Here is a 23,269-nt window from a genome sequence, read left to right as displayed (position 1 = left end):
TGCTTTTTGTTTTTCTCCCTCTTCCTGCGGGAGAGGGCATCAGACCGCACACCACCCCACAATAAACTCAGCAATTCTATCCTCATCATTTAAATCCAGCACCGGAACCTCAACATCGAGAGCGACATCGCTGGCCACCGCAATGACATGCTCATCCAGCGTTAACTCGCTAACATCATGCCCGGCATCGTTTCTGAACAGCAGGATCTTTGCAACGGCCTCATGCTTAAACCCCTCAACCAGCACCAGATCAAGCGTGGAGTGATCCATCCGACTGACCAGATACGCGAGATCCAGCGGTGCTTCATCGGGCGTTTCCGTCATTAATGCCCACCGCTCACGACTTGCCACCATGGTTTGCGCGGCACCTGCCTTACGCAGTTCATAGCTGTCTTTACCCGGTTTATCGACGTCCATATTGTGGTGGGTATGCTTAATCAGCCCTGGGCGGATGCCTCTGGCACAAAGTGCGGGTATCAGCTTTTTAAGCAGCGTCGTTTTCCCGGTACCACTCCAGGCGGCGATAGCTAAAACAGGCGTCATTATTTCTCCTGCATGGTCTGTAAATCTTCCGTCGTATTCACGTTCACAAAGGCAGACTTCCAGTCGCTAAAATCAACGGAGTGGCCGCCTGACTGACGCATAAACACCATGACTCTTCGCTCTCCCGCCGTCAGGTAATCCTGCAGCGCTGGAACTAATGATCTATGACTCAGCGTAATAGCAGGATGGTCGCGCTCACCGTCATGCACCCAGACAACCGGTGCACCATCACGAAATTGCACGAGACGCTCCACAAGGCAGGAGGGAATAAACGGCGTATCACACGGGCAGAAAACAAACCACTCTGCCTCAGACTGCTGCATGACCGAGAGCATGCCGGCCAACGGTCCTGGGTAATCCCCAAGAGTATCCTGATAAACGGGGTATCCGCTGCGCTGATAAATATCGATATGGCGATTGGCACTGATGGCCATTGCCGCAACCTGATCTGCAAGCGTGTCAGCAACATGCTGCCAAAGTGGCTTACCGTTAAGCTGCTGAAGCCCCTTATCTTTTCCCGCCATGCGCGTTGCCTTGCCACCCGCCAGAACCACTCCGATGATTTCCTGACCCGGATTCACGAATATCGCCTCTTTTATTGTGGGATTGACCCTGCTAACGTGTCACTCTAAATGAAAGGAGCACCACCATGAAATGTAAACGTCTGAATGAAGTCATTGAACTCCTCCAGCCAGCCTGGCAAAAAGAGCCAGAGCTGAATCTGATGCAATTTTTACAGAAACTGGCGAAAGAGTCAGGTTTTGAAGGTGAACTGACAGACCTTTCTGACGACATCCTGATCTATCACCTCAAAATGCGTGACTCTGCCAAAGATGCTGTTATTCCTGGTATTCAGAAAGATTATGAGGAAGATTTTAAAACCGCATTGCTGCGCGCCCGAGGCGTAATTAAAGAGTAAAAGCTTGTAAGCGGCGGCACCGAAATCGCCACAAGATGATATCCTGAATCATTCGTATAATTTCCGGATGATCGGATGAACGACCAGGCTTTTACTTTCCAGACATTACACCCGGATACCATTATGGATGCGCTGTTTGAGCAGGGTATTCGGGTGGATTCCGGGCTAACCCCGCTAAATAGCTACGAAAACCGCGTCTATCAATTCCAGGACGAGGATCGTCAGCGCTTCGTTGTTAAGTTCTATCGCCCCAAGCGCTGGTCCGCTGAACAAATTCAGGAAGAGCATCAGTTTGCTCACGATCTACTGAATGACGAAGTTCCTGTTGCCGCACCGATAAAATTCAATAACCAAACGCTGCTTACGCACGAAGGGTTCTACTACGCTATATTTCCCAGTCTGGGTGGTCGCCAGTTTGAAGCGGATAATATCGACCAAATGGAGTGGGTTGCCCGCTATCTGGGACGCATCCACCAGACGGGACGCAAAACGTCGTTTATTGCCCGCCCGACTATCGGTATTCAGGAATACCTTATTGAACCCCGCCAGGTCTTCGAAACCTCAGCGCTTATTCCCTCTGCATTAAAGGACGCGTTTCTCAGCGCGACGGATAAACTTATTGGGGCGGTAAAAGCCTGCTGGCGCGATGATATTTCTGTCCTGCGTTTGCATGGTGATTGTCATGCCGGGAATATTCTCTGGCGCGATGGCCCTCTGTTTGTTGACCTCGATGATGCGCGGATGGGGCCAGCGGTGCAGGATTTGTGGATGTTGCTCAACGGCGACAAAGCCGAGCAACGTATGCAGCTTGAAACGATTATTGAAGCCTATGAAGAGTTTAGCCCTTTTAATTCAGACGAAATTGCCCTGATAGAACCTTTACGTGCGATGCGTTTTGTTTATTATCTCGCATGGTTAATCAGGCGTTGGGATGATCCCGCATTTCCTCGTAATTTCCCGTGGCTTACCGGAGAGGATTACTGGCGCAACCAGATATCCACATTTACTGAGCAGGTTAAGGTTCTTCAGGAACCCCCACTGCAACTAACGCCGATGTATTAATTGGACACACCCAGGAGAGAGTTAATCATGAAAAAAATTTGGCTGGCGCTGGCAGGTATGATTCTGGCATTTAGCGCTTCTGCTGCACAGTTTACCGACGGCAAACAGTACATCACACTGGACAAGCCTGTCGCTGGCGAGCCACAGGTTCTCGAGTTCTTCTCGTTCTATTGCCCACACTGCTATGAGTTTGAGCAGGTGCTGCATGTTGCTGACAACGTGAAGAAAAAGCTGCCGGAAGGCACCAAAATGACTAAATACCACGTTGAGTTCCTGGGCCCATTGGGTAAAGACCTGACTCAGGCGTGGGCGGTTGCGATTGCGCTGGGTGTGGAAGATAAGATCACCTCCCCTATGTTTGAAGCGGTGCAGAAAACCCAGACCGTCCAGACCGCAGCAGATATTCGTAAAGTGTTCGTTGACGCAGGCGTGAAAGGTGAAGACTACGACGCCGCGTGGAACAGCTTTGTCGTGAAATCGCTGGTTGCTCAACAGGAAAAAGCCGCAGCCGATCTGCAGCTCCAGGGCGTTCCGGCGATGTATGTTAACGGCAAATATCAGCTGAACATGCAGGGCATGGACACCAGCAGCATGGATATCTTCGTACAGCAGTACGCAGACACCGTGAAATACCTGGTCGAGAAGAAGTAAACCCAATGATATAAAAACGCCGGTCAATGACCGGCGTTTTTGTTTGAAGCTTTGATGTTCTCTATCTGCTCATCTTTCTCTTTCCAGAGCGTATTAAGCCAAAGCTGGAAACGACGTTTGAAGTTCTTATCGTTAACGTAATCCCCATGCAGTTCGGTATCAATTGGCACCAGATCGACACGAACCACGATACGCGTCAGCTTGCCGCTAAGCATATCGAAGAAAGGCGTCTTGTCGTTTTCCGGATAGCAGAGCGTCACGTTCAGTAATTTATCGAACTGTGCCCCCAGCACGTTAAGCGCCATGGCAATACCCGCCGCCTTGGGTGGCAGCAGGTTCTGATAAGGGGAGCGAGTCTGAAGACGCTTCTCTTCTGTAAACCGCGAGCCTTCGACAAAATTCACAATCGTTGTCGGATGTGCGCGAAACTTCTCGCAGGAACGACGCGTCGTTTCCACATCCTTACCCCGCCGCTCCGGGTGGCGAATCAAATAGCTGCGCGAATAGCGTTTCATAAACGGCATATCCAGCGCCCAGCAGGCCAGGCCGATAAACGGTACCCAGGCCAGCTGCTGCTTCAGGAAGTATTTGTTCATCGGGATATGCTTACGGAACAGCACACATAACACCACGATGTCGGCCCAGCTGTGGTGATTACAGATCAGCAGATACCAGTTCTTTTTGTTGAGTCTTTCCAGACCCTCAACGTCCCACTTCAGGTGAGGATTCAGGCGCAGCAGGATGGCCAACCCTTCGCACCAGCAGTACATCATGAAATTACAAAACGCCGACACGGCTCGCCAAACCGTAGGCAAAGGTAACAGCAGTTTAATTATCCCGGCGATGATGATCGGTACAGAACAGGCGATCGTTACCAGAATAGTTAAAATGATGCTTAACAGTAATGTTATTGCAGCGAGCAATCTCGACATGATGAGCTTTTTCAAATGGTTAGCTGTAAGTTAGCGACCGACTATCCGGTGCAGGGCGCTGATTTTATCAGAAATCAGACAAAATAATGGGGCTTTCATACGGAGAGTTGACAGGCAGCATCTCGCTGCAGAAGATTTCACTACTATTACGCAGCAAACCGGGCATATATCCACATATGCTATATTCTCATTAGCTAGCAATATAATTCATTATTCTCATATAACTAATTGATAAATAGATGATAATTATGTGTCTTTACGCTTTTTTTGCCTTTGTTAGTCATATGAAGTGAAAGTATTCACAAACTTATCCACAGTTTAAATTTTGCGAGCGATCCTCACGATCGTAAAATCTTTTCCTGTATCAGGCGCTAATAACTGATGTTTTCATCCTTCTGTGGCATCCTTTAGTCATAAATTGATTAAAGGCACGGACATTATGGTTCAGATCCCAGAAAACCCTCTTATTCTCGTCGACGGCTCTTCTTACCTGTATCGGGCGTATCATGCGTTTCCTCCTCTGACCAATAGCGCAGGGGAACCTACCGGCGCGATGTACGGTGTACTTAACATGCTGCGTAGCCTGATCCTTCAGTATCAGCCAACCCATGCGGCAGTCGTTTTTGATGCGAAAGGCAAAACTTTCCGCGACGAGTTATTTGAGCATTACAAATCTCACCGTCCGCCAATGCCTGACGATCTGCGTGCGCAGATTGAGCCGCTGCACGCGATGGTGAAAGCGATGGGGCTGCCACTGCTGGCGGTTTCTGGTGTTGAAGCGGATGACGTCATTGGCACCCTGGCGCGTGAAGCCGAAAAAATGGGCCGTCCGGTTCTCATCAGTACTGGTGATAAAGATATGGCGCAGCTGGTGACGCCAGGGATCACTCTGATTAACACCATGACCAACACCATCCTCGGCCCTGAAGAGGTGGTCGCAAAATATGGCGTGCCGCCAGAGTTGATTATCGATTTCCTCGCGTTGATGGGCGACTCATCGGATAACATCCCAGGCGTGCCAGGCGTTGGCGAAAAAACGGCACAGGCACTCCTTCAGGGACTGGGCGGGCTGGATACGCTGTATGCAGAGTCTGACAAAATCGCCGGGCTCTCCTTCCGTGGCGCAAAAACCATGGCCGGGAAGCTGGAAGAGAATAAAGAGGTGGCTTATCTCTCCTATAAGCTGGCGACGATTAAAACCGATGTTGAGCTGGAACTGGGATGTGAGCAGCTTGAGGTGCAACAACCATCTGCGGATGACCTGCTGAGCCTGTTTAAGAAATACGAATTTAAGCGCTGGACCACCGACGTGGAAGCCGGTAAATGGCTGCAGGCAAAAGGCGCCAAACCGGCTGCGAAGCCAAAAGAGACGATTGTCATTGATGCCGACGATCAGGCTGAAGAAGAAGCCGCAGCGCTCTCTTTTGAGCACTACGAAACCATTCTTGAAGAGTCACAGCTGGTTGCCTGGATCGAGAAACTGAAAAAAGCACCGGTGTTTGCTTTCGACACGGAAACCGACAGCCTGGATAACATTACCGCCAATATGGTGGGCCTGTCCTTTGCGACAGAGCCGGGTATCGCTGCCTATGTTCCCGTCGCGCACGATTACCTGGACGCACCGGAGCAACTCTCTCGCGAACGCGTGCTGGAACTGCTGAAGCCGATTCTGGAAGACGACAACGCGTTGAAGGTGGGGCAAAACCTCAAATACGACCGCGGTATTCTGCAAAACTACGGTATTGAGCTGCGCGGTATCGCGTTTGATACCATGCTGGAATCTTACATTCTGGACAGCGTAGCAGGCCGTCATGATATGGACTCCCTGTCTGACCGCTGGTTAAAGCACAAAACCATCACGTTTGAAGAGATTGCCGGTAAGGGCAAAAATCAGCTCACCTTTAACCAGATTGCGCTGGAAGAGGCGGGACGCTATGCGGCAGAAGATGCCGACGTCACGCTGCAGCTACACCTGAAAATGTGGCCAAAACTGCAGAAGCACGAAGGGCCGCTAAATGTATTTCAGAACATCGAGATGCCGCTGGTACCTGTTCTTTCACGAATCGAGCGCAACGGCGTAAAAATCGATCCGACGGTACTGCATAACCACTCGGGCGAACTCGCCCAGCGTCTGACCGAACTGGAGCAAAAGGCGCATGAGCTTGCCGGTGAGCCGTTTAACCTCTCATCGCCAAAACAGCTGCAAACCATCCTGTTTGAAAAGCAGGGGATCAAACCGCTGAAGAAAACCCCTGGCGGCGCACCGTCCACCTCTGAAGAGGTACTGGAGGAGCTGGCGCTGGATTATCCACTGCCAAAAGTCATTCTGGAGTACCGTGGTCTGGCAAAGCTGAAATCGACTTACACCGATAAGCTGCCGCTGATGATCAACCCGAAAACGGGTCGTGTGCATACTTCATACCATCAGGCTGTGGCGGCCACCGGACGTCTCTCCTCGACCGATCCAAACCTGCAGAACATTCCGGTTCGAAATGAAGAAGGGCGTCGCATTCGTCAGGCGTTTATTGCACCTGATGACTATCTGATTGTTTCTGCTGACTACTCGCAAATCGAGCTGCGCATTATGGCGCACCTCTCGCGTGATAAGGGCCTGTTGACGGCCTTTGCCGAAGGGAAGGACATCCACCGGGCAACCGCTGCGGAAGTCTTTGGTCTGCCGCTGGACAGCGTGACAAACGAGCAACGCCGCAGCGCGAAAGCAATCAACTTCGGCCTGATTTACGGCATGAGCGCCTTCGGTCTTTCACGTCAGCTTAATATTCCGCGTAAAGAGTCGCAGAAGTATATGGATCTCTACTTCGAGCGATATCCGGGCGTACTGGAATATATGGAACGCACCCGCGCGCAGGCGAAGGAAAAAGGCTACGTTGAAACCCTGGACGGTCGTCGTCTCTACTTACCCGACATTAAATCCAGCAACGCGGCGCGCCGTGCCGGGGCAGAACGCGCTGCAATCAACGCCCCGATGCAGGGAACCGCAGCTGACATCATCAAGCGCGCGATGATCGCCGTGGATGCCTGGCTGGAAAAAGAGAAACCGCGCGTGAAAATGATCATGCAGGTACACGATGAACTGGTGTTCGAAGTGCACAAAGACGATCTCGATAGCGTGTCGAAGACGATCCACGAACTGATGGAAAACAGCATGAAACTCGATGTGCCGTTGCTGGTGGAAGTGGGAAGTGGTGAAAACTGGGATCAGGCTCACTAATGGTTCGGCGAATAACGCGCTTTTTATGTAAGTTAGCAACATAACGACGTGCGTTTTGTGACGATCATTAGAATTCCCTATGTAAAGAATGAAAAAAAACTACAAAAAGTGCTTTTTCTGCAGCAAAAAAAGGGGTAGAGTTAGCGGCGTAGGGTACAGAGGTAAGATGTTCTATCTTTCAGACCTTTTACTTCACGTAATCGGATTTGGCTGAATATTTTAGCCGCCCCAGTCAGTAATGACTGGGGCGTTTTTTATTGCGGCAAAGAAAATTTCGGACAAAAAAAGCGCGGCCATGGCCGCGCCCGGTATTACTCTTCTTCCGCTTCTGTTGCGGGCTCCAGCTCACTGAACCAGCTGTCGAGCTTCTGACGCAGCTTATCCACACCCTGCTTTTTCAGCGAGGAGAACGCTTCAACCTGCACATCTCCGTTGAATGCCAGTACCGCTTCACGAACCATATTCACCTGCGCTTTACGCGCGCCGCTCGCCAGCTTATCCGCTTTTGTCAGCAGCACCAGAACGGCAATATCGCTTGCCACAGCCCAGTCGATCATCTGCTGATCAAGGTCTTTCAGCGGGTGGCGAATATCCATCAGCACCACCAGGCCTTTCAGGCACATGCGCTTTTCCAGGTATTCACCCAGCGCGCGCTGCCACTTGATCTTCATCTCTTCCGGTACCTGCGCGTAACCGTACCCCGGTAAATCGACCAGGCGTTTGCCTTCGGCCACTTCAAACAGGTTAATCAGCTGGGTACGGCCAGGTGTTTTTGAGGTACGCGCCAGGTTCTTCTGATTGGTCAGCGTATTCAGTGCGCTGGATTTCCCCGCATTCGAGCGGCCAGCAAAGGCCACTTCGATGCCGGTATCAGAGGGCAGGTGGCGAATATCGGGCGCACTGGTGACAAAATGCGTCTGTTGGTAGTTCCAGGTAGTCACGTGGTCGTCTCCAAAAATCGTAATCTGCGGGGGATTATACCTGAATGCAGGCAAAAGGCTTTTTTGATTGCACCTGGTCTGTAGGCTTAAGCCCTGGCCGATGTGAGACATCGGCTATAGATGTTATGAGAAATTTCAGAGAAATCGCAGGTGTAAAAAAATACAAACTGTTTTAAATCATAAGATTAATATTGAGTGATTATCTGAAAATCCGTTTTTGTACCCTTTCGTTGCTTGTTAGTTTAAATGAACAAGGTAAAGTGTGCGTCAAGGCGGGGATGCCAACAGGATAATGACTTAGGGATAAGGGTCAGGAGCGCCAGGAGGCGAAGACGCAGGATTGTCAGGATGACCAGCGCCTGGAGGCGTTTTAACAGGAAAAGGAACCGTATCACGGACGGTATCAGCCAACGGATAAACAGGGTTTGTTGTAGGCAAACACGGAATGTCTGACCCGTTAAGGGTTATGAGTCAGGAAAAAAGGCGACAGATTGCTCTGTCGCCTTTTTTCTTTGCTTGCTTTCTGCTAGATTTCGCCGCAATTCTATACTGAAGAAAACGACTTAAAGATAAAACATCATGAAAAAACCGACCTCCGCAGCGGGCGCGAAACGCCCTGCCAAAGCACGCCGCAAAACGCGCGAAGAACTGAACCAGGAAGCGCGCGATCGCAAACGCGAAAAAAAACATCGCGGTCATGCTGCGGGTAGCCGTGCAAACGGTGGCGGTGCATCTGGCGCTTCTGCTAAAAATAAGCCGCAGAAAGATCCACGTATCGGCAGTAAAACTCCCATTCCACTGGGCGTGACAGACACCCCGGTCACTAAGCAGCACAAACCAAAGAGCGAGAAACCTATGCTTTCACCGCAGGCTGAGCTGGATTTGCTGGAGAACGATGAGCGCCTGGACGCGCTGCTGGAACGTCTTGAAGAGGGTGAAACCCTGACCGCTGAAGAGCAGTCCTGGGTGGATGCCAAACTGGATCGCATCGACGAACTGATGCAGAAGCTGGGCCTGTCATACGACGATGACGAAGATGAAGAAGAAGACGAAAAGCAGGAAGATATGATGCGTCTTCTGAAGGGTGGAAACTAACATTTGCACCCGGCAGGAACGATAGTCCTGCTTATAACCCTTCCGGTTATATGTTATCTGGTGTGGTTATTCGTTAAACTACGGCGGTTGTCGCGGCGACAGAAGTGGCTGCGCACCCGAATGATGGTCCGCAATGGGGCCAGAACGGGCCGCCGTATACGAACGCGACACCAACGGAAGGAGTGAGCATGTCTGTACCATCTATCGACTGGGATTTGGCCCTGATCCAGAAATATAACTATTCCGGGCCGCGTTACACCTCATACCCCACCGCGCTGGAGTTCTCCGATGCCTTCGGTGAGGGTGATTTTCAGCAGGCCGTCGCGCGCTATCCAGAACGCCCGCTGTCGCTCTACGTCCATATTCCGTTCTGCCATAAGCTCTGCTATTTCTGCGGCTGCAATAAAATTGTCACCCGTCAGCAGCATAAAGCCGATCAGTATCTGGATGCGCTGGAGCAGGAAATTTTGCATCGCGCGCCGTTGTTTACTGGCCGTCATGTCAGCCAGCTTCACTGGGGCGGCGGTACGCCAACCTATCTGAATAAAGCGCAGATCAGCCGTTTGATGGCGCTTCTTCGCAGCAATTTCCATTTTAATGACGACGCCGAAATCTCGATCGAGGTCGATCCGCGTGAAATTGAGCTGGATGTGCTGGATCATTTACGTGCCGAAGGCTTCAATCGCCTGAGTATGGGCGTTCAGGACTTCAATAAAGAGGTCCAGCGTCTGGTGAACCGCGAGCAGGACGAAGAATTTATCTTTGCCTTACTCAACCATGCGCGTGAAATTGGTTTCACCTCAACCAATATCGATCTGATTTACGGCCTGCCAAAGCAGACGCCGGAGAGCTTTGCTTTTACGCTGAAACGCGTGGCTGAACTTAACCCGGACCGCCTGAGCGTGTTTAACTATGCGCATCTGCCGACGCTCTTTGCCGCGCAGCGCAAAATCAAAGATGCCGATCTGCCTTCTGCTCAACAGAAACTGGATATTCTCCAGGAAACCATTACCTCGCTGACCGAGACCGGATATCAGTTTATCGGTATGGATCACTTTGCCCGTCCGGATGACGAGCTGGCTGTTGCTCAGCGCGAAGGGGTACTGCACCGTAATTTCCAGGGCTATACCACCCAGGGCGATACCGATTTGCTGGGGATGGGCGTTTCCGCCATCAGCATGATTGGCGATTGCTACGCGCAAAACCAGAAAGAGTTGAAGCTCTACTATCAGCAGGTGGATGAAAAGGGCAACGCGCTGTGGCGCGGCATCGCGTTAACACGTGACGACTGCATTCGTCGTGATGTGATTAAGGCGCTTATCTGCAACTTCCGTCTCGATTTCAGCGACGTTGAGTCGCAGTGGGATCTGCACTTTAGCGATTATTTTGCAGAAGACCTGAAGCTGCTGGCACCGCTTGCGAAGGACGGGCTGGTGGATGTGTCGGAGAATGCGATTGAGGTCACGCCGAAAGGACGTTTATTGATTCGTAATATCTGCATGTGCTTTGACGCTTACCTTCGGCAGAAAGCGCGTATGCAGCAGTTCTCGCGGGTGATTTAAGCCGCAAAAGCATGAAACGTAGGCCGGGTAAGGCGAAGCCGCCACCCGGCTTTTACATTTTTACCCGCTAGCTAAACAGACCAACCAGCGCCGCACACAACACTGCAGCAACTGCGGTTTGCGGCGTGTGGCTTTCTGCGGCTCCGCTAGAGAGCATATGTACTAATGTTTCCAGCATGATGTTCACCCCCAATTTCCGGGCACGATCATACAAAACTCATCGACACAGTAAAGCGCAAAATAACGGCAATTTGCGCTCAATTAGTAATCTTTACACAGCGGTGAAGATTACTCCATTCCAAGCTCTTTAAGCTTACGCGTCAGGGTATTACGTCCCCATCCCAGCAGGCGGGCTGCTTCCTGTTTATGGCCCTGCGTATGACGAAGCGCGGTGGTTAACAGCGTGCGTTCCATCTCCGGCTGCGCCTCAGAGAGCAAATTTTGATGACCGGAACGCAGCGCGCGATCGGCCCACTGCGCCAGCAGCGTCGCCCAGCTGTCCGGCAGCGCATGGCCCGTACTGCTTTCAGGGGCAGTTGCTTCAAACAGCTCGGCCGGCAGATCCTGAATCAAGACCTCCTGTCCGGCGGCCATGACGGTGAGCCAGCGACAGGTATTTTCCAGTTGACGCACGTTACCCGGCCAGGCCAGGCGGGTGAGGGCGGCATCGGTTTCCGGGTGAAGCTGTTTGGCTTCGACACCCAGTTCACGCGCGGCGACCTGCAGGAAGTGACGCGCCAGGCGAGGGATATCTTCGCGACGTTCACGTAGCGGCGGCAGATGGACGCGGATGACGTTCAGGCGATGGAATAAATCCTCACGGAATTTTCCCTCCTGCACGCGTTGCTCCAGGTTCTGGTGTGTCGCGGCAATAATGCGTACATCCACTTTCACCGGCGCATACCCGCCCACGCGATAAAACTGTCCGTCGGCCAGCACGCGCAGAAGACGGGTCTGAACATCCAGCGGCATATCGCCAATTTCATCCAGGAATAATGTCCCCCCGTCAGCCTGTTCGAAGCGGCCCTGACGAATGGTATTTGCCCCGGTAAAGGCGCCTTTTTCATGGCCGAACAGTTCGGATTCAATCAAATCTTTCGGGATAGCCGCCATATTCAGGGCGATAAACGGCGCTTTTGCCCGCGGGCTATGGCGATGTAAGGCGTGCGCGACCAGCTCTTTACCGGTGCCCGATTCGCCATTAATCAATACGCTGATGGACGAACGCGACAGACGGCCAATAATGCGAAACACATCCTGCATCGCCGGTGCTTCGCCAATGATGTCCGTGGTAGGGCCGAAATCGGGCGCATTACGGGGCTGTTGCTGCTCCTGGTAATGGCTAATGGCGCGCTCAACCAGCGCGACCGCTTCGTCGATATCAAATGGCTTGGGCAGGTAGTCGAATGCCCCTTGCTGATAGGCGCTAACGGCGGCATCCAGATCGGAGTGTGCCGTCATTATGATGACCGGAAGCATAGGGTGGCGTTGTTTGATCTGCTTTAAAAGCGCCAGCCCGTCCATACCCGGCATACGAATATCCGACAGCAGAACATCCGGCGTTTTGGTGGTGAGTGCGTCGAGCACTTCGCTGCCGCTCTCAAACGTCGTGCAGCTTAATCCCGCCCCTGTGAGCGCGCGTTCAAGCACCCAACGGATGGAGCTATCGTCATCGACTACCCAGACTATCCCTCGTTGCATAAACGTCACCTTTATTTTTTAATCGGCAGGAAAACCGAAAACTCGGTATGTCCCGGCCAACTGGTAAATTCAATTTTTCCAGAGTGTTGATCGATCAAACTGCGGGCAATGGATAATCCCAGCCCGGTACCGCCTTCGCGACCGCTGACCATCGGGTAGAACAGGGTGTCCTGCAGATGAGATGGGATCCCCGGCCCGTTGTCCTCAACGTCGATGCGTGCCGCCAGCCGATAGCGCACGCCATGCAAGGTGAGCTGGAATGCGGTACGGGTACGCAAAATGATTTCGCCGCCTTCCGGTCCCAGAGCCTGCAGCGCATTACGCACAATATTCAGCAGGACCTGCTCAATCTGGTCCGGATCGTGCGCCAGTTCCGGCAGGCTGGGGTCATAATCACGCACCAGCGTAACGTTCTCCGGCAGCTCCATTGAGACGAGCTTCACCACCCGTTCAGCCACTTTATGAATGCTTTCGGTGACGTGCATACCCGGCTGTTGCGGCCCGAGCAGGCGGTCAACCAGGTTACGCAGACGATCGGCCTGCTCAATGATGACGTTGGTATACTCCGCCAGCGCAGGGTCCGGCAGCGCTTTGGTTAACAGCTGCGCCGCCCCGCGTAATCCGCCCAGTGGGTTTTTGATTTCATGCGCCAGGCCCCGCACCAGATCGCGGGCAGCAATTTGCTGCGCATGCTGAAGTTGCTCCTGGCTCAGTCGGCGCTGATTGTCCATCGGCGCCATTTCGAGCAGGATCAGCCCTTCAGGAAGACGTTGCGCGGTAAGCGACAAAATATGCGAGCGCCCGTCGATCACCAGCGTCACTTCGTTATCGGTGAACCCCTGACCGGCCTGCAGACTTTCCTGCATCAGGCCAATGTTCAGCGAAAAATAGCTCAATAATTCTGGCAGCGGAGTGCCAAACAGTTTGCGTGCGCTTTGGGCGAGCAGTTGCTGCGCCGCCGGGTTGGCGTAATGAACAGCCAGCTCGTCGTCGACCAGCAAAATGCTGTTAATTAACGAATTGAGGATCTGCCCAGCATCGGGCAGCGTGCCAGTTGCCATTCAGCAGTCTCCTGGAGTTGGTTGCACTAATTTAGTGCAGTATAGCTTTTTCGTCGTAAAAAGCGCGTGAGATCAGGTTGTTGGTGGAGAAAAAAGCCCATCCGGAGATGGGCTGAAAGTTTCCACGGCAACAAAAAAAAGCTTTCGGGGCCGCGCCTGAAGGGTGGCGCGAAACCCGTTGTAACTTAAACGCTGTAGTACAGTTCGAATTCAACCGGATGCGGAGTCATGCGCACGCGGTCGTTCTCTTCAGTACGCAGGGCGATGTAGGCATCGATAGCGTCGTCAGTGAACACGCCACCCGCAGTCAGGAACTCGCGGTCAGCGTCCAGTGCCTGCAGGGCTTCTTCCAGAGAGCCTGCAACCTGTGGGATCTCTTTCGCTTCTTCTGGCGGCAGGTCATACAGGTTTTTGTCCATCGCTTCGCCTGGGTGGATCTTGTTCTTGATACCGTCCAGACCGGCCATCAGCAGTGCTGCGAAGCACAGGTATGGGTTAGCTGCTGGATCCGGGAAGCGCACTTCGATACGACGCGCTTTAGGAGAAGCCACCACCGGGATACGGATAGAAGCAGAACGGTTACGCGCTGAGTAAGCCAGCATAACAGGTGCTTCGTAGCCTGGGACCAGACGCTTGTAAGAGTTGGTGGTTGGGTTCGCCAGGGCGTTGATCGCTTTAGCGTGTTTGATTACGCCGCCAATGTAGTACAGCGCCTGCTCAGACAGACCTGCATATTTGTCACCAGAGAACAGGTTGGTACCGTTCTTGGACAGGGACATGTGGCAGTGCATACCGGAACCGTTGTCGCCAAACATTGGTTTTGGCATGAAGGTCGCGGTTTTACCGAAACGGTGTGCAACGTTGTGCACAACGTATTTGTAGATCTGAATTTCGTCCGCTTTTTTGGTCATGGTATTGAAGCGGGTTGCCACTTCGTTCTGACCAGCAGTCGCCACTTCGTGGTGGTGAGCTTCAACTACCAGGCCCATCTCTTCCATCACCAGACACATGGTGGAACGGATGTCCTGTGAAGAATCGACCGGAGGAACCGGGAAGTAACCGCCTTTCACGCCAGGACGGTGACCTTTGTTACCACCTTCGTATTTGGTGGAGGAGTTCCATGCACCTTCGATGTCGTCGATAGCCACGTGGGAGCCAGAGATAGAGGCACCGAAACGAATGTCATCGAACAGGAAGAATTCTGGCTCTGGCCCGAACAGAACGGTGTCTGCGATGCCGGTAGAACGCAGGTACTCTTCTGCACGTTTAGCGATGGAGCGTGGGTCACGGTCGTAGCCCTGCAGCGTGCCTGGCTCGAGGATATCGCAACGGATGATCAGGGTTGGCTCTTCGAAGAACGGATCAATGACCGCCGTGGTCGCGTCTGGCATCAGAACCATGTCAGATTCGTTAATGCCTTTCCAGCCACCAATGGAGGAGCCGTCAAACATTTTGCCTTCTTCAAAGAATTCGGCGTTTACCTGATGAGCAGGAATAGTGACGTGCTGTTCTTTACCTTTAGTATCGGTGAAGCGCAGATCAACAAACTTCACTTCATGTTCGTTCAGCATCGTCAAAACGTGTTCAGCGGACATACTTAACTCTCCAGATTGGTCATTGTCGTCGTGGTAACGAGGTCTTCAACTTCTATCAAGGTGGCTATGAGGCCATCTTTTTGCCGTATTTTTATAAAGCGAAATCTGTGCCAACTTTTAAAACACCCCAAAAAGGCGTTATCATGCGCACCATAGTGCAAAAGTGCTGCACCACAATGGTTATGTTGCACCAGTATAGTGCTTCAGTGTGAACACTGAGCACCATATTGGTGCAATTTTCGTTAAAGTGCCCTTTTTACGCTCCGTGAAAGCGATCACAAAGCATCTCTGCAATACTTGTTTGCGGGGGATGTTTGTGATCCTGTTTTGTAGTGCGATTAATCCGTGTACAATAACGCGCTATTTCTAATGCCTGAGGCAAAGTTGTGATCGAAAATTTGCGTAACATCGCCATCATCGCGCACGTTGACCATGGTAAAACTACCCTGGTTGATAAGCTGCTGCAGCAATCCGGTACGTTTGATGCACGTGCCGAAACTCAAGAGCGTGTGATGGACTCCAACGATTTGGAGAAAGAGCGTGGGATTACCATCCTCGCGAAAAACACCGCTATCAAATGGAATGACTACCGTATCAACATCGTTGATACCCCAGGGCACGCCGACTTCGGTGGTGAAGTTGAGCGCGTGATGTCCATGGTGGATTCCGTGCTGCTGGTGGTTGACGCCTTTGACGGCCCAATGCCGCAAACGCGTTTCGTGACCAAAAAAGCATTTGCCCATGGCCTGAAGCCTATTGTTGTTATCAACAAGGTTGACCGTCCTGGCGCACGTCCTGACTGGGTTGTTGATCAGGTGTTTGACCTGTTCGTGAACCTTGACGCGACCGACGAGCAGCTGGACTTCCCTATCATCTACGCTTCGGCGTTGAATGGTATTGCGGGTCTGGATCACGAAGATATGGCGGCAGACATGACCCCGCTGTATCAGGCGATTGTCGATCACGTACCGGCTCCGGATGTTGATCTTGATGGTCCTCTGCAGATGCAGATCTCCCAGCTGGACTACAACAACTACGTTGGCGTTATCGGTATCGGCCGCATCAAACGCGGTAAAGTGAAGCCGAACCAGCAGGTTACTATCATCGATAGCGAAGGCAAAACCCGTAACGGTAAAGTGGGCAAAGTGCTGACTCACCTGGGTCTGGAGCGTATCGACAGCGATCTGGCTGAAGCGGGTGATATCATCGCGATCACCGGTCTGGGCGAGCTGAACATCTCTGACACCATCTGCGACCCGCAGAACGTGGAAGCGCTGCCAGCCCTGTCTGTTGATGAACCAACGGTAACCATGTTCTTCAACGTCAACACCTCTCCGTTCTGTGGTAAAGAAGGTAAATTCGTTACCTCTCGTCAGATCCTTGACCGCCTGAACAAAGAGCTGGTGCACAACGTTGCGCTGCGCGTTGAAGAAACGGAAGACGCTGATGCCTTCCGCGTATCCGGTCGTGGTGAACTGCACCTGTCTGTTCTGATCGAAAACATGCGTCGTGAAGGTTTCGAGATGGCGGTTTCCCGTCCGAAAGTTATCTTCCGCGAAATCGACGGCCGTAAACAAGAGCCGTTCGAAAACGTAACGCTGGACGTTGAAGAGCAGCACCAGGGTTCTGTGATGCAGGCTCTGGGTGAGCGTAAAGGCGACCTGAAAAACATGAATCCAGATGGCAAAGGCCGCGTACGTCTCGACTACGTGATCCCAAGCCGTGGCCTGATCGGCTTCCGTTCTGAGTTCATGACCATGACTTCCGGTACCGGTCTGCTGTACTCCACCTTCAGCCACTACGACGACGTACGTCCGGGTGAAGTGGGCCAGCGTAACAACGGCGTGCTGATCTCTAACGGTCAGGGTAAAGCGGTTGCGTTTGCGCTGTTCGGTCTGCAGGATCGCGGTAAGCTGTTCCTGGGTCACGGTGCTGAAGTGTATGAAGGCCAGATCATTGGTATTCACAGTCGTTCTAACGACCTGACGGTAAACTGCCTGACCGGTAAGAAACTGACCAACATGCGTGCGTCCGGTACTGACGAAGCAACGGTTCTGGTTCCACCGATCAAGATGACGCTGGAGCAGGCTCTGGAATTCATCGATGACGACGAACTGGTAGAAGTGACTCCACTGTCTATCCGTATCCGTAAACGTCACCTGACCGAGAACGATCGTAAACGTGCAATGCGCGGTGCGAAAGAAGAGTAATACGGTCAATCCGTTAGCCGGGTAAGCGCATGCGCCGCCCGGCAGTAAAAAGCCGCTGATTGCTCAGCGGCTTTTTTTTATTAGAACGAATACCGCAATCCCAGGCGAATCCGGTACTGCTCCCGGTTGTAATCATTCCATCTGTCCAGCCACTGCAGTTCAAGATATGGCAGCCAGTTTTTGTCGATCTTGTAGCTGAATTTATTGGTAATTTCCCAGTGATGATCTTTGCCATTTTTGCTGTGGTAATCATTCACCCGCTGGAAAAAGTGCGGTTCAAAGGTATAAAAAAACGCATCCGTCACTTTGAAATTCCAGTAGTTAGCAAACTCGTGCGTATCGTTCTTATCCATCTGCCCGTTATAGTCCGGCGTATCGTAATTGTTATGGTTATAGCGATAGCGGAACGTCAGGTTGAACCCGTCCGTAAATTTATAATTGGTATCTAAATAGACCGCACCACCCGATCCTGCGCTGCTGTCGTTAATCAATCCGCCGGGCTGGAAGGTGAGCTTGTCGGTGGGTTTAAAGAGCGGATACCACCCCTCTATTTCGTTATAGCTGTGCTTAAGCTCATCCCATTTCCCCACGTTATAGGCATTGGTGAACATCAGCCCCGCGCCCATATCGAAGTTATAGCCTGCACGCAGGATCACCTCGTGCAGCTCAGAGGCCGTATTGTATGCTTCGCGGGTTTCGACATAAGCCCCGGCGAATACCGGGCAGGACACAGACGACACGATCAGTACAGTAATGATTCTTTTCATAATTTGTCCATGTATCAGGTACAGAAAGGCCTCCCTCCTGATGAACAGGAAGGACATAGTGGCCGGTTTTATTGTTATAAAGTGACTGCTGACGCTTTATTGTTGGTGGTTATCTCAGGGGTATTCGCGGTTTGTTTTTTCCGTTTTCCAATCTCCTCGATAATAAAGGCGAAGCGCGCTTCGTTGAGTTTATAAAACAGCCCCATGGTTACGGCGGCAACGACGGCCAGGCCGCACGGCCAGAGGAAAATAAGCTGACGCAGGCCAAGTAGCGTGCCAGCGCTCTGCACCGCATGGGGAACGTAGCCAATCTGGGTCAGCATGATGCCAGGCAGAAAACCGGCGAGGGCGGCAGAGATTTTGCGTGAGAAGGTATAGCCGGTATAAACCGACCCTTCAGCACGAATGCCTGTTTTCCACTCGCCGTAATCAACGGTATCCGGTACCAGTGCCCAGTTCAGGCTGTTCACAAACGCCGTGCCGAAAAACGCCATGCAGGAAAACAGCACGAACAGCAGGGAACTGGTCCCCCAGAAGAAGTTCAGCACGTCGCCCACCGCCCACAGCGCCAGCCCGCCCAGATAGACCGGTTTTTTGCCAAAGCGCTTCACCGCGCCGGGCACCAGAAACACGCCAATCAGAATGCATCCCATGCTGAAAAAGCCCATCCACGACAGCAAATGCAGATCGTTTAGCACGTACTGGGTGTAATAGACCTGAATCGCCAGCTTGATGTTAAACGCGGCAAGGGTACACAGGTTGGCGATACACAGCACCAGCAGCGGCGGATTGCGGAAAATCGCGCAGAATGATTTCAGAATGCCGGGCTTATGGTGATCGGGCGTAAGCTCCACGTAGCGCTCTTTCACGCCGCTGTAGCACCACCACATGCAGAACAGGCCACCGGTGACGAACACCAGCGCCGCCACCAGATAGCCGAGGGAGGGCTGGCTGACGAACAGCGCCTGAATGGGCATAAAGCCGACGGTGCAGAGCAACAGCCCCACGGTTGCGCCGCCCTGACGCCACGCCGCAAGCTGTGCGCGCTCGTTCGGGTTTTTGGTAATGGCCGGTACCATCGCACCGTAGGCGCAGTTCATCAGGCTATAGCAGAGGCCAAACATCATGAAGAGCACGGTGGCGAGCGCCGTTTTCACCGTCAGGCTAAAGTCGTTGGCCATAAACTGCGCCGTCGCGACCAGCGCCACCGGGACGGAGGCATAAAGAATGAATGGCCGGAATTTTCCCTTCGCGCCGATGTTACGCCGGGAGTCCAGCAGCACGCCGGTCAGCATGTCGGTGAACGCGGTAAAAAACTTCGCTACCAGGAAAATAATGCCGCCATAGAAGGCGGGCATGCCCAGTTCGTCGGTGTAAAACTTCAGCAGATACAGCGTGCCAATACACAGCATCAGATTCGAGCCAAAATCGCCCATCCCGTAGGCGCACTTCTCTCGCAGGCTCAATTTCAGGGTTAACGGATCAGTGTTATGTGTCATGGTCGATCCTCAGAGCGCCCGCAGGGCGCTCTCTCTCGTCATTTATGCCGTACGTTTACGCAGTTCGATCTCTTCCACGATGCGCACATACATCTTCTCGTTGAGATTGTAGAAACAGCCCATCGCCACAATGGTGATGACCGCCAGCAGGCTCGGATAGATAAAAATCAGCTGCCGCAGTCCTTCAACCGTTCCGGCGGATTGCACCACGTTGGGCACATAGCCAATTTGCGTGAGCATGATCCCCGGGAAGAAGCCCGCCAGTGCCTGAGATACCTTTCTGAAGAAGGTAAAGCCGGTGTAAACCGTTCCTTCAGATCGCACGCCGGTGCGCCACTCGCCGTATTCCACGGTATCGGATACCAACGCCCAGTTCAGGCTGTTCACGAACGCGGAGCCGAAGAAGGCCAGGCAGGAGAACGCCACAAAGCTCACCGAGCCGCCGCCGAAGAAGTAGTTGAGCAGATCGCCCGCCACCCAAACCATCAGCCCGCCGATATAGACTTTTTTCTTGCCGAAGCGCCGCACCGCGCCGGGCATCATAAAGACGCCGATAAAAATACAGCCCATGCTGAAGAAACCCATGTAAGACAGCAGGATCGGGTCGTTCAGCACGTACTGCGTGTAGTAAACCTGGATGGCGAGTTTGACGTTAAAGGCACCCAGCGTGCAGAGGTTGGCGATGCACAGGATAAACAGCGGACGGTTTCCGGCAATGGCGCGAAACGACTGCAACAGCCCCGGTTTTTGCGCCGGATGAGCAGGCTGCGTCTCGACGTAACGCTCGGTCACGCCTTTGTAGCACCACCACATAAAGAACAGCCCGAACAGCGAGAAAAGCGTGGCGGCAAAGATATAGCCAAGCTGATCGTTGCCCTCAATCAGGTTCATTACCGGGACAAAACCGACGGTACAGAGCAGCAGGCCAAGCGTGGCGCCGCCCTGACGCCAGGCGGCCAGCGAGGCGCGCTCGTCCGGGTTTTTGGTGATGGCGGGCACCATCGCGCCGTAAGAGCAGTTCATCATGCTGAAGAACAGGCCGTACAGCATGAACAGCACCGTTGCCATCACTGTTTTACCGGTGATTTCAAACGGCGTGCCGACGAAGTTGGCAATCGCCAGCAAGGTCACCGGGAAGGCGGCATACAGCACGAACGGGCGGAATTTCCCTTTCGGGCCGATGTTGCGCCGGGAGTCGAGCATGATCCCGGTGCCCATATCGGTGAAAGCGGTAAAGAATTTGGCAATCAGGAAGATAATCCCGCCGTAGGTACCCGGCAGGCCCAGCACGTCGGTATAAAACTTCAGCAGATACAGCGTGCCGATATCCAGCAGGATGTTAGAGCCGAGATCGCCCATCCCGTAGGCGAGTTTTTCTTTAAACGGCAGGCGTAGGGTTGCCGGATCAGAAGTATGTTGACTCATTATTGTTCTCCGTCTGCCCGCAGGTTTCCCCGCGGGCGAGCCTTATCAGATATGACGTAAGGTATTAAACAGATCTGCCCATTCGCTTTGCTGGCGATAGAAAACCGGCGGTTTGCCGAGCGGGGCAGCAACGGTCACCTCACCGCCCTGGCAGGTTTCACCCGTCCACACATTCACCCAGTTGTCCTGCGGCAGATAGAGCGTCCAGTCGTGGCGGCCCTCTTCATGAACCGGTGCCACCAGCAGATCGCGGCCAAACAGGTACTGGTATTTCAGCGTGTAGGCGCGCGCGTCGTCTTCATAATGCAGGAACAACGGGCGCATCACCGGCAGGCCACTTTTCGCGTTCTGCGCAACCGCAGCTTTGATGTACGGCTTCAGGGTGGTGAACACGGTGGTCATACGTGCAAAGTGCGCGATGGTTTCGGCGTCGCCGTCGAACTGCCAGTTGTCACCTGGGCGGTTACCTTCGTGGGTACGCATCATCGGCGTAAAGGCGCTGAAGTCGCACCAGCGCAGCAACAGCTCTTTGGTGCGTTTCATCTCGAACAGGGTGGTATAGCCGCCGATGTCGCTGTGGTGTAGCCCGTGACCGGTCATCGCCAGAGACAGCGCAGCAGGTACGACGGACGCCAGACCGTCGTCCAGGCTCCAGTCGACGTTCTGATCTCCCGCCCACATCATCACCGAGTGCTTCTGGCTGCCGGTATAACCCGCGCGCATGAAGAACAGGATCTCGCCGAGCTTGCCGGTCTCTTCCAGCGCCTCGTAGTTACATTTGGCCCACAGGGCAGGCCAGGCGTTATGCATGATCTCCGCGCTGACGCCGTTGTGCAGGAAGGTATCGGTTGGCAGATATTCGCCAAAATCGGCCATCCAGCCACTGCAGCCCAGTTCGATCAGGTTCTTTTTGATCACCTCTTTGTACCAGCCGTAGGCTTCCGGGTTGGTCAGGTCGATGACGCCCGCGTAAAACTCGCCAAACTCGACGTGGTAGTCCTTGCCGTCGGCATTTTTGGTCAGATAGCCGCGTTTTGCCGCCTCTTCACAGAGATCTTTGTCGCTGGCGACGTACGGGTTGATATAAGAGAGGAACTGCACGCCTTCCTGTTTCCACTGTGCAATACGCTCATTAAGCTGCGGATACAGCTCGCTGTTCCACTTCCAGTTCCACATCACGCGTTTGCCAAAGGAGGTCATGCGGATGCCGGACCAGTCCTGCGCCCAGATGCCGTTCACCTTCACCCCGCCCTGACGCATGACGTCGAGCTTGTGCTGACACACCCCGGTGCCGCCCTGAATGCCCAGCGTCACGCCGTCGTAAACCCAGTCCGGCAGCTCCGGCTGACGCCCCAGCAGGCCGGTGAGTTTTTCCAGCAGATCGACGTAGGTTTCTGCACATTCGAAGCGCAGCGTGGCGTTATCTTCCCAGAACGCCAGTTCGTGGAAATCCGGCGCGCTGAAGTCGAAGTTCATGTAGCAGCTGTTATCCACGTGGCAGTAGTACTTCTGGGTGCTCACGAAGGTAGGCTGGGGGAAGAAGGTCCAGTAATAATTGCCGCCCGCATTCTCTTTGCAGTCGGCCTGCCAGGTCACGTAGGTCTGCTTATTGCGGCCCACCCCCTGTTCGCTGGTCCACAGCGGGAATGGCTTGCCGCGCAGATCAAAGTACGAGAACTGTTCGCCGCAGCCGTAGATATGATCTTCAGGCTGGGCCGCCAGCCGCAGCCAGATGCGGTTGTGACAGGTGGCATCATTTTTCAGCTTCAGTTCCAGACGGCCTTCCGCATCCACACCCACCAGCAGCGTCGCGCTCACCGCATCGCCACGGGTAAAGCGGATCGCCCAGCCTGCGCTTTGCTGTGTAACGGTCGCGTCCGTCAGGGCGATTTTTTCGTTGAGCTTGTCTTTGATGCTGAAGTTGCCGCGAAACATATCGATATCGGCAACGCCCGCGCCGATCCACAGGCAAGGTTCATCGGTGGAGTGGGATAAAATCAGACGGTCCTGCCAGCGCAGGGTGAAGCCATGTTCGTTATTTTTCAGATCAATATTGTGTAGGGTACGCATAGAA

At 53.2% G+C, this 23,269-nt stretch carries 20 protein-coding genes; 8 read left to right on the top strand and 12 right to left on the bottom strand.

What is annotated here, in order from left to right; translation table 11 throughout:
- Window positions 1-39: 39 nt before the first annotated feature.
- Window positions 40-543, bottom strand: coding sequence for a molybdopterin-guanine dinucleotide biosynthesis protein MobB (gene mobB, locus VF709_RS19515; RefSeq protein ID WP_038420850.1), 504 nt, complete (start codon window positions 541-543; stop codon window positions 40-42).
- Complete coding sequence (gene mobA, locus VF709_RS19510; RefSeq protein ID WP_038420849.1) at window positions 543-1,124, bottom strand: molybdenum cofactor guanylyltransferase MobA; 582 nt, start codon at window positions 1,122-1,124, stop codon at window positions 543-545. The genes mobB and mobA overlap by 1 nt, the downstream gene beginning before the upstream one ends.
- A gap of 68 nt (window positions 1,125-1,192) precedes the next feature.
- Here mobA and VF709_RS19505 point away from each other — a divergent pair, with 68 nt between their 5' ends.
- From VF709_RS19505 to dsbA, 3 genes are all read left to right on the top strand, one after another.
- Window positions 1,193-1,462: a YihD family protein gene (locus VF709_RS19505; RefSeq protein ID WP_013099387.1), complete on the top strand. Its 270-nt coding sequence runs from the start codon at window positions 1,193-1,195 to the stop codon at window positions 1,460-1,462.
- A gap of 75 nt (window positions 1,463-1,537) precedes the next feature.
- The gene (locus VF709_RS19500) at window positions 1,538-2,524 is read left to right on the top strand and encodes a serine/threonine protein kinase (protein WP_038420848.1); all 987 of its coding nucleotides are present in this window, start codon (window positions 1,538-1,540) and stop codon (window positions 2,522-2,524) included.
- Between the two features lie 27 nt (window positions 2,525-2,551).
- Complete coding sequence (gene dsbA, locus VF709_RS19495) at window positions 2,552-3,175, top strand: thiol:disulfide interchange protein DsbA (protein WP_013099385.1); 624 nt, start codon at window positions 2,552-2,554, stop codon at window positions 3,173-3,175.
- Between the two features lie 23 nt (window positions 3,176-3,198).
- On the opposite strand, the gene VF709_RS19490 is transcribed toward dsbA, so the two are convergent.
- On the bottom strand, window positions 3,199-4,107 hold the full coding sequence (locus VF709_RS19490; protein ID WP_013099384.1) for an acyltransferase: 909 nt from the start codon (window positions 4,105-4,107) through the stop codon (window positions 3,199-3,201).
- A 439-nt stretch (window positions 4,108-4,546) separates the two neighbouring features.
- Between VF709_RS19490 and polA the strand changes: the two genes are divergently transcribed.
- Together polA and VF709_RS19480 are read left to right on the top strand one after the other, a co-directional pair.
- A complete protein-coding gene (polA, locus tag VF709_RS19485; protein ID WP_020686869.1) occupies window positions 4,547-7,339 on the top strand; it encodes a DNA polymerase I in 2,793 nt (930 codons plus the stop codon).
- 166 nt (window positions 7,340-7,505) lie between these two features.
- The gene (locus VF709_RS19480; RefSeq protein WP_071892919.1) at window positions 7,506-7,553 is read left to right on the top strand and encodes a spot 42 RNA, inhibition of DNA synthesis; all 48 of its coding nucleotides are present in this window, start codon (window positions 7,506-7,508) and stop codon (window positions 7,551-7,553) included.
- Between the two features lie 97 nt (window positions 7,554-7,650).
- Here VF709_RS19480 and yihA read toward each other — a convergent pair whose 3' ends face one another.
- Entirely contained in the window at window positions 7,651-8,280 is a 630-nt protein-coding gene (gene yihA, locus VF709_RS19475) for a ribosome biogenesis GTP-binding protein YihA/YsxC (RefSeq protein ID WP_020686870.1), read from the bottom strand.
- A gap of 579 nt (window positions 8,281-8,859) precedes the next feature.
- Between yihA and yihI the strand changes: the two genes are divergently transcribed.
- A complete protein-coding gene (yihI, locus tag VF709_RS19470; RefSeq protein ID WP_013099380.1) occupies window positions 8,860-9,375 on the top strand; it encodes a Der GTPase-activating protein YihI in 516 nt (171 codons plus the stop codon).
- Window positions 9,376-9,563: 188 nt separating this feature from the next.
- Window positions 9,564-10,937 carry an oxygen-independent coproporphyrinogen III oxidase gene (hemN, locus tag VF709_RS19465; protein ID WP_013099379.1) on the top strand — a complete coding sequence of 458 codons (1,374 nt, stop codon included), beginning with the start codon at window positions 9,564-9,566 and terminating at the stop codon, window positions 10,935-10,937.
- Window positions 10,938-11,004: 67 nt separating this feature from the next.
- Here hemN and VF709_RS19460 read toward each other — a convergent pair whose 3' ends face one another.
- From VF709_RS19460 to glnA, 4 genes are all read right to left on the bottom strand, one after another.
- Window positions 11,005-11,115: a YshB family small membrane protein gene (locus VF709_RS19460; protein WP_032618432.1), complete on the bottom strand. Its 111-nt coding sequence runs from the start codon at window positions 11,113-11,115 to the stop codon at window positions 11,005-11,007.
- Between the two features lie 110 nt (window positions 11,116-11,225).
- The gene (gene glnG / locus VF709_RS19455; RefSeq protein ID WP_013099377.1) at window positions 11,226-12,638 is read right to left on the bottom strand and encodes a nitrogen regulation protein NR(I); all 1,413 of its coding nucleotides are present in this window, start codon (window positions 12,636-12,638) and stop codon (window positions 11,226-11,228) included.
- 11 nt (window positions 12,639-12,649) lie between these two features.
- A complete protein-coding gene (gene glnL / locus VF709_RS19450) occupies window positions 12,650-13,699 on the bottom strand; it encodes a nitrogen regulation protein NR(II) (RefSeq protein ID WP_008501857.1) in 1,050 nt (349 codons plus the stop codon).
- 185 nt (window positions 13,700-13,884) lie between these two features.
- Complete coding sequence (gene glnA, locus VF709_RS19445; RefSeq protein WP_013099376.1) at window positions 13,885-15,294, bottom strand: glutamate--ammonia ligase; 1,410 nt, start codon at window positions 15,292-15,294, stop codon at window positions 13,885-13,887.
- 386 nt (window positions 15,295-15,680) lie between these two features.
- On the opposite strand from glnA, the gene typA reads away from it, so the two are divergent.
- The gene (typA, locus tag VF709_RS19440; RefSeq protein ID WP_013099375.1) at window positions 15,681-17,504 is read left to right on the top strand and encodes a ribosome-dependent GTPase TypA; all 1,824 of its coding nucleotides are present in this window, start codon (window positions 15,681-15,683) and stop codon (window positions 17,502-17,504) included.
- Between the two features lie 80 nt (window positions 17,505-17,584).
- Here the strand turns inward: typA and ompL are convergent, their stop codons facing one another.
- From ompL to VF709_RS19420, 4 genes are all read right to left on the bottom strand, one after another.
- Entirely contained in the window at window positions 17,585-18,271 is a 687-nt protein-coding gene (ompL, locus tag VF709_RS19435; protein ID WP_013099374.1) for a porin OmpL, read from the bottom strand.
- 74 nt (window positions 18,272-18,345) lie between these two features.
- Entirely contained in the window at window positions 18,346-19,770 is a 1,425-nt protein-coding gene (locus VF709_RS19430) for an MFS transporter (protein ID WP_044159142.1), read from the bottom strand.
- A 42-nt stretch (window positions 19,771-19,812) separates the two neighbouring features.
- A complete protein-coding gene (locus VF709_RS19425; RefSeq protein WP_013099372.1) occupies window positions 19,813-21,195 on the bottom strand; it encodes an MFS transporter in 1,383 nt (460 codons plus the stop codon).
- A 45-nt stretch (window positions 21,196-21,240) separates the two neighbouring features.
- Complete coding sequence (locus tag VF709_RS19420) at window positions 21,241-23,265, bottom strand: alpha-glucosidase (RefSeq protein WP_149896926.1); 2,025 nt, start codon at window positions 23,263-23,265, stop codon at window positions 21,241-21,243.
- Window positions 23,266-23,269: the final 4 nt, after the last annotated feature.

Source organism: Enterobacter sp. Lyrl_3 (assembly GCF_051948675.1).
Lineage (GTDB): Bacteria > Pseudomonadota > Gammaproteobacteria > Enterobacterales > Enterobacteriaceae > Enterobacter > Enterobacter cloacae.
Note: the sequence above shows the minus strand (reverse complement) of the source record. Positions and strands in the feature narration are given on the sequence as shown.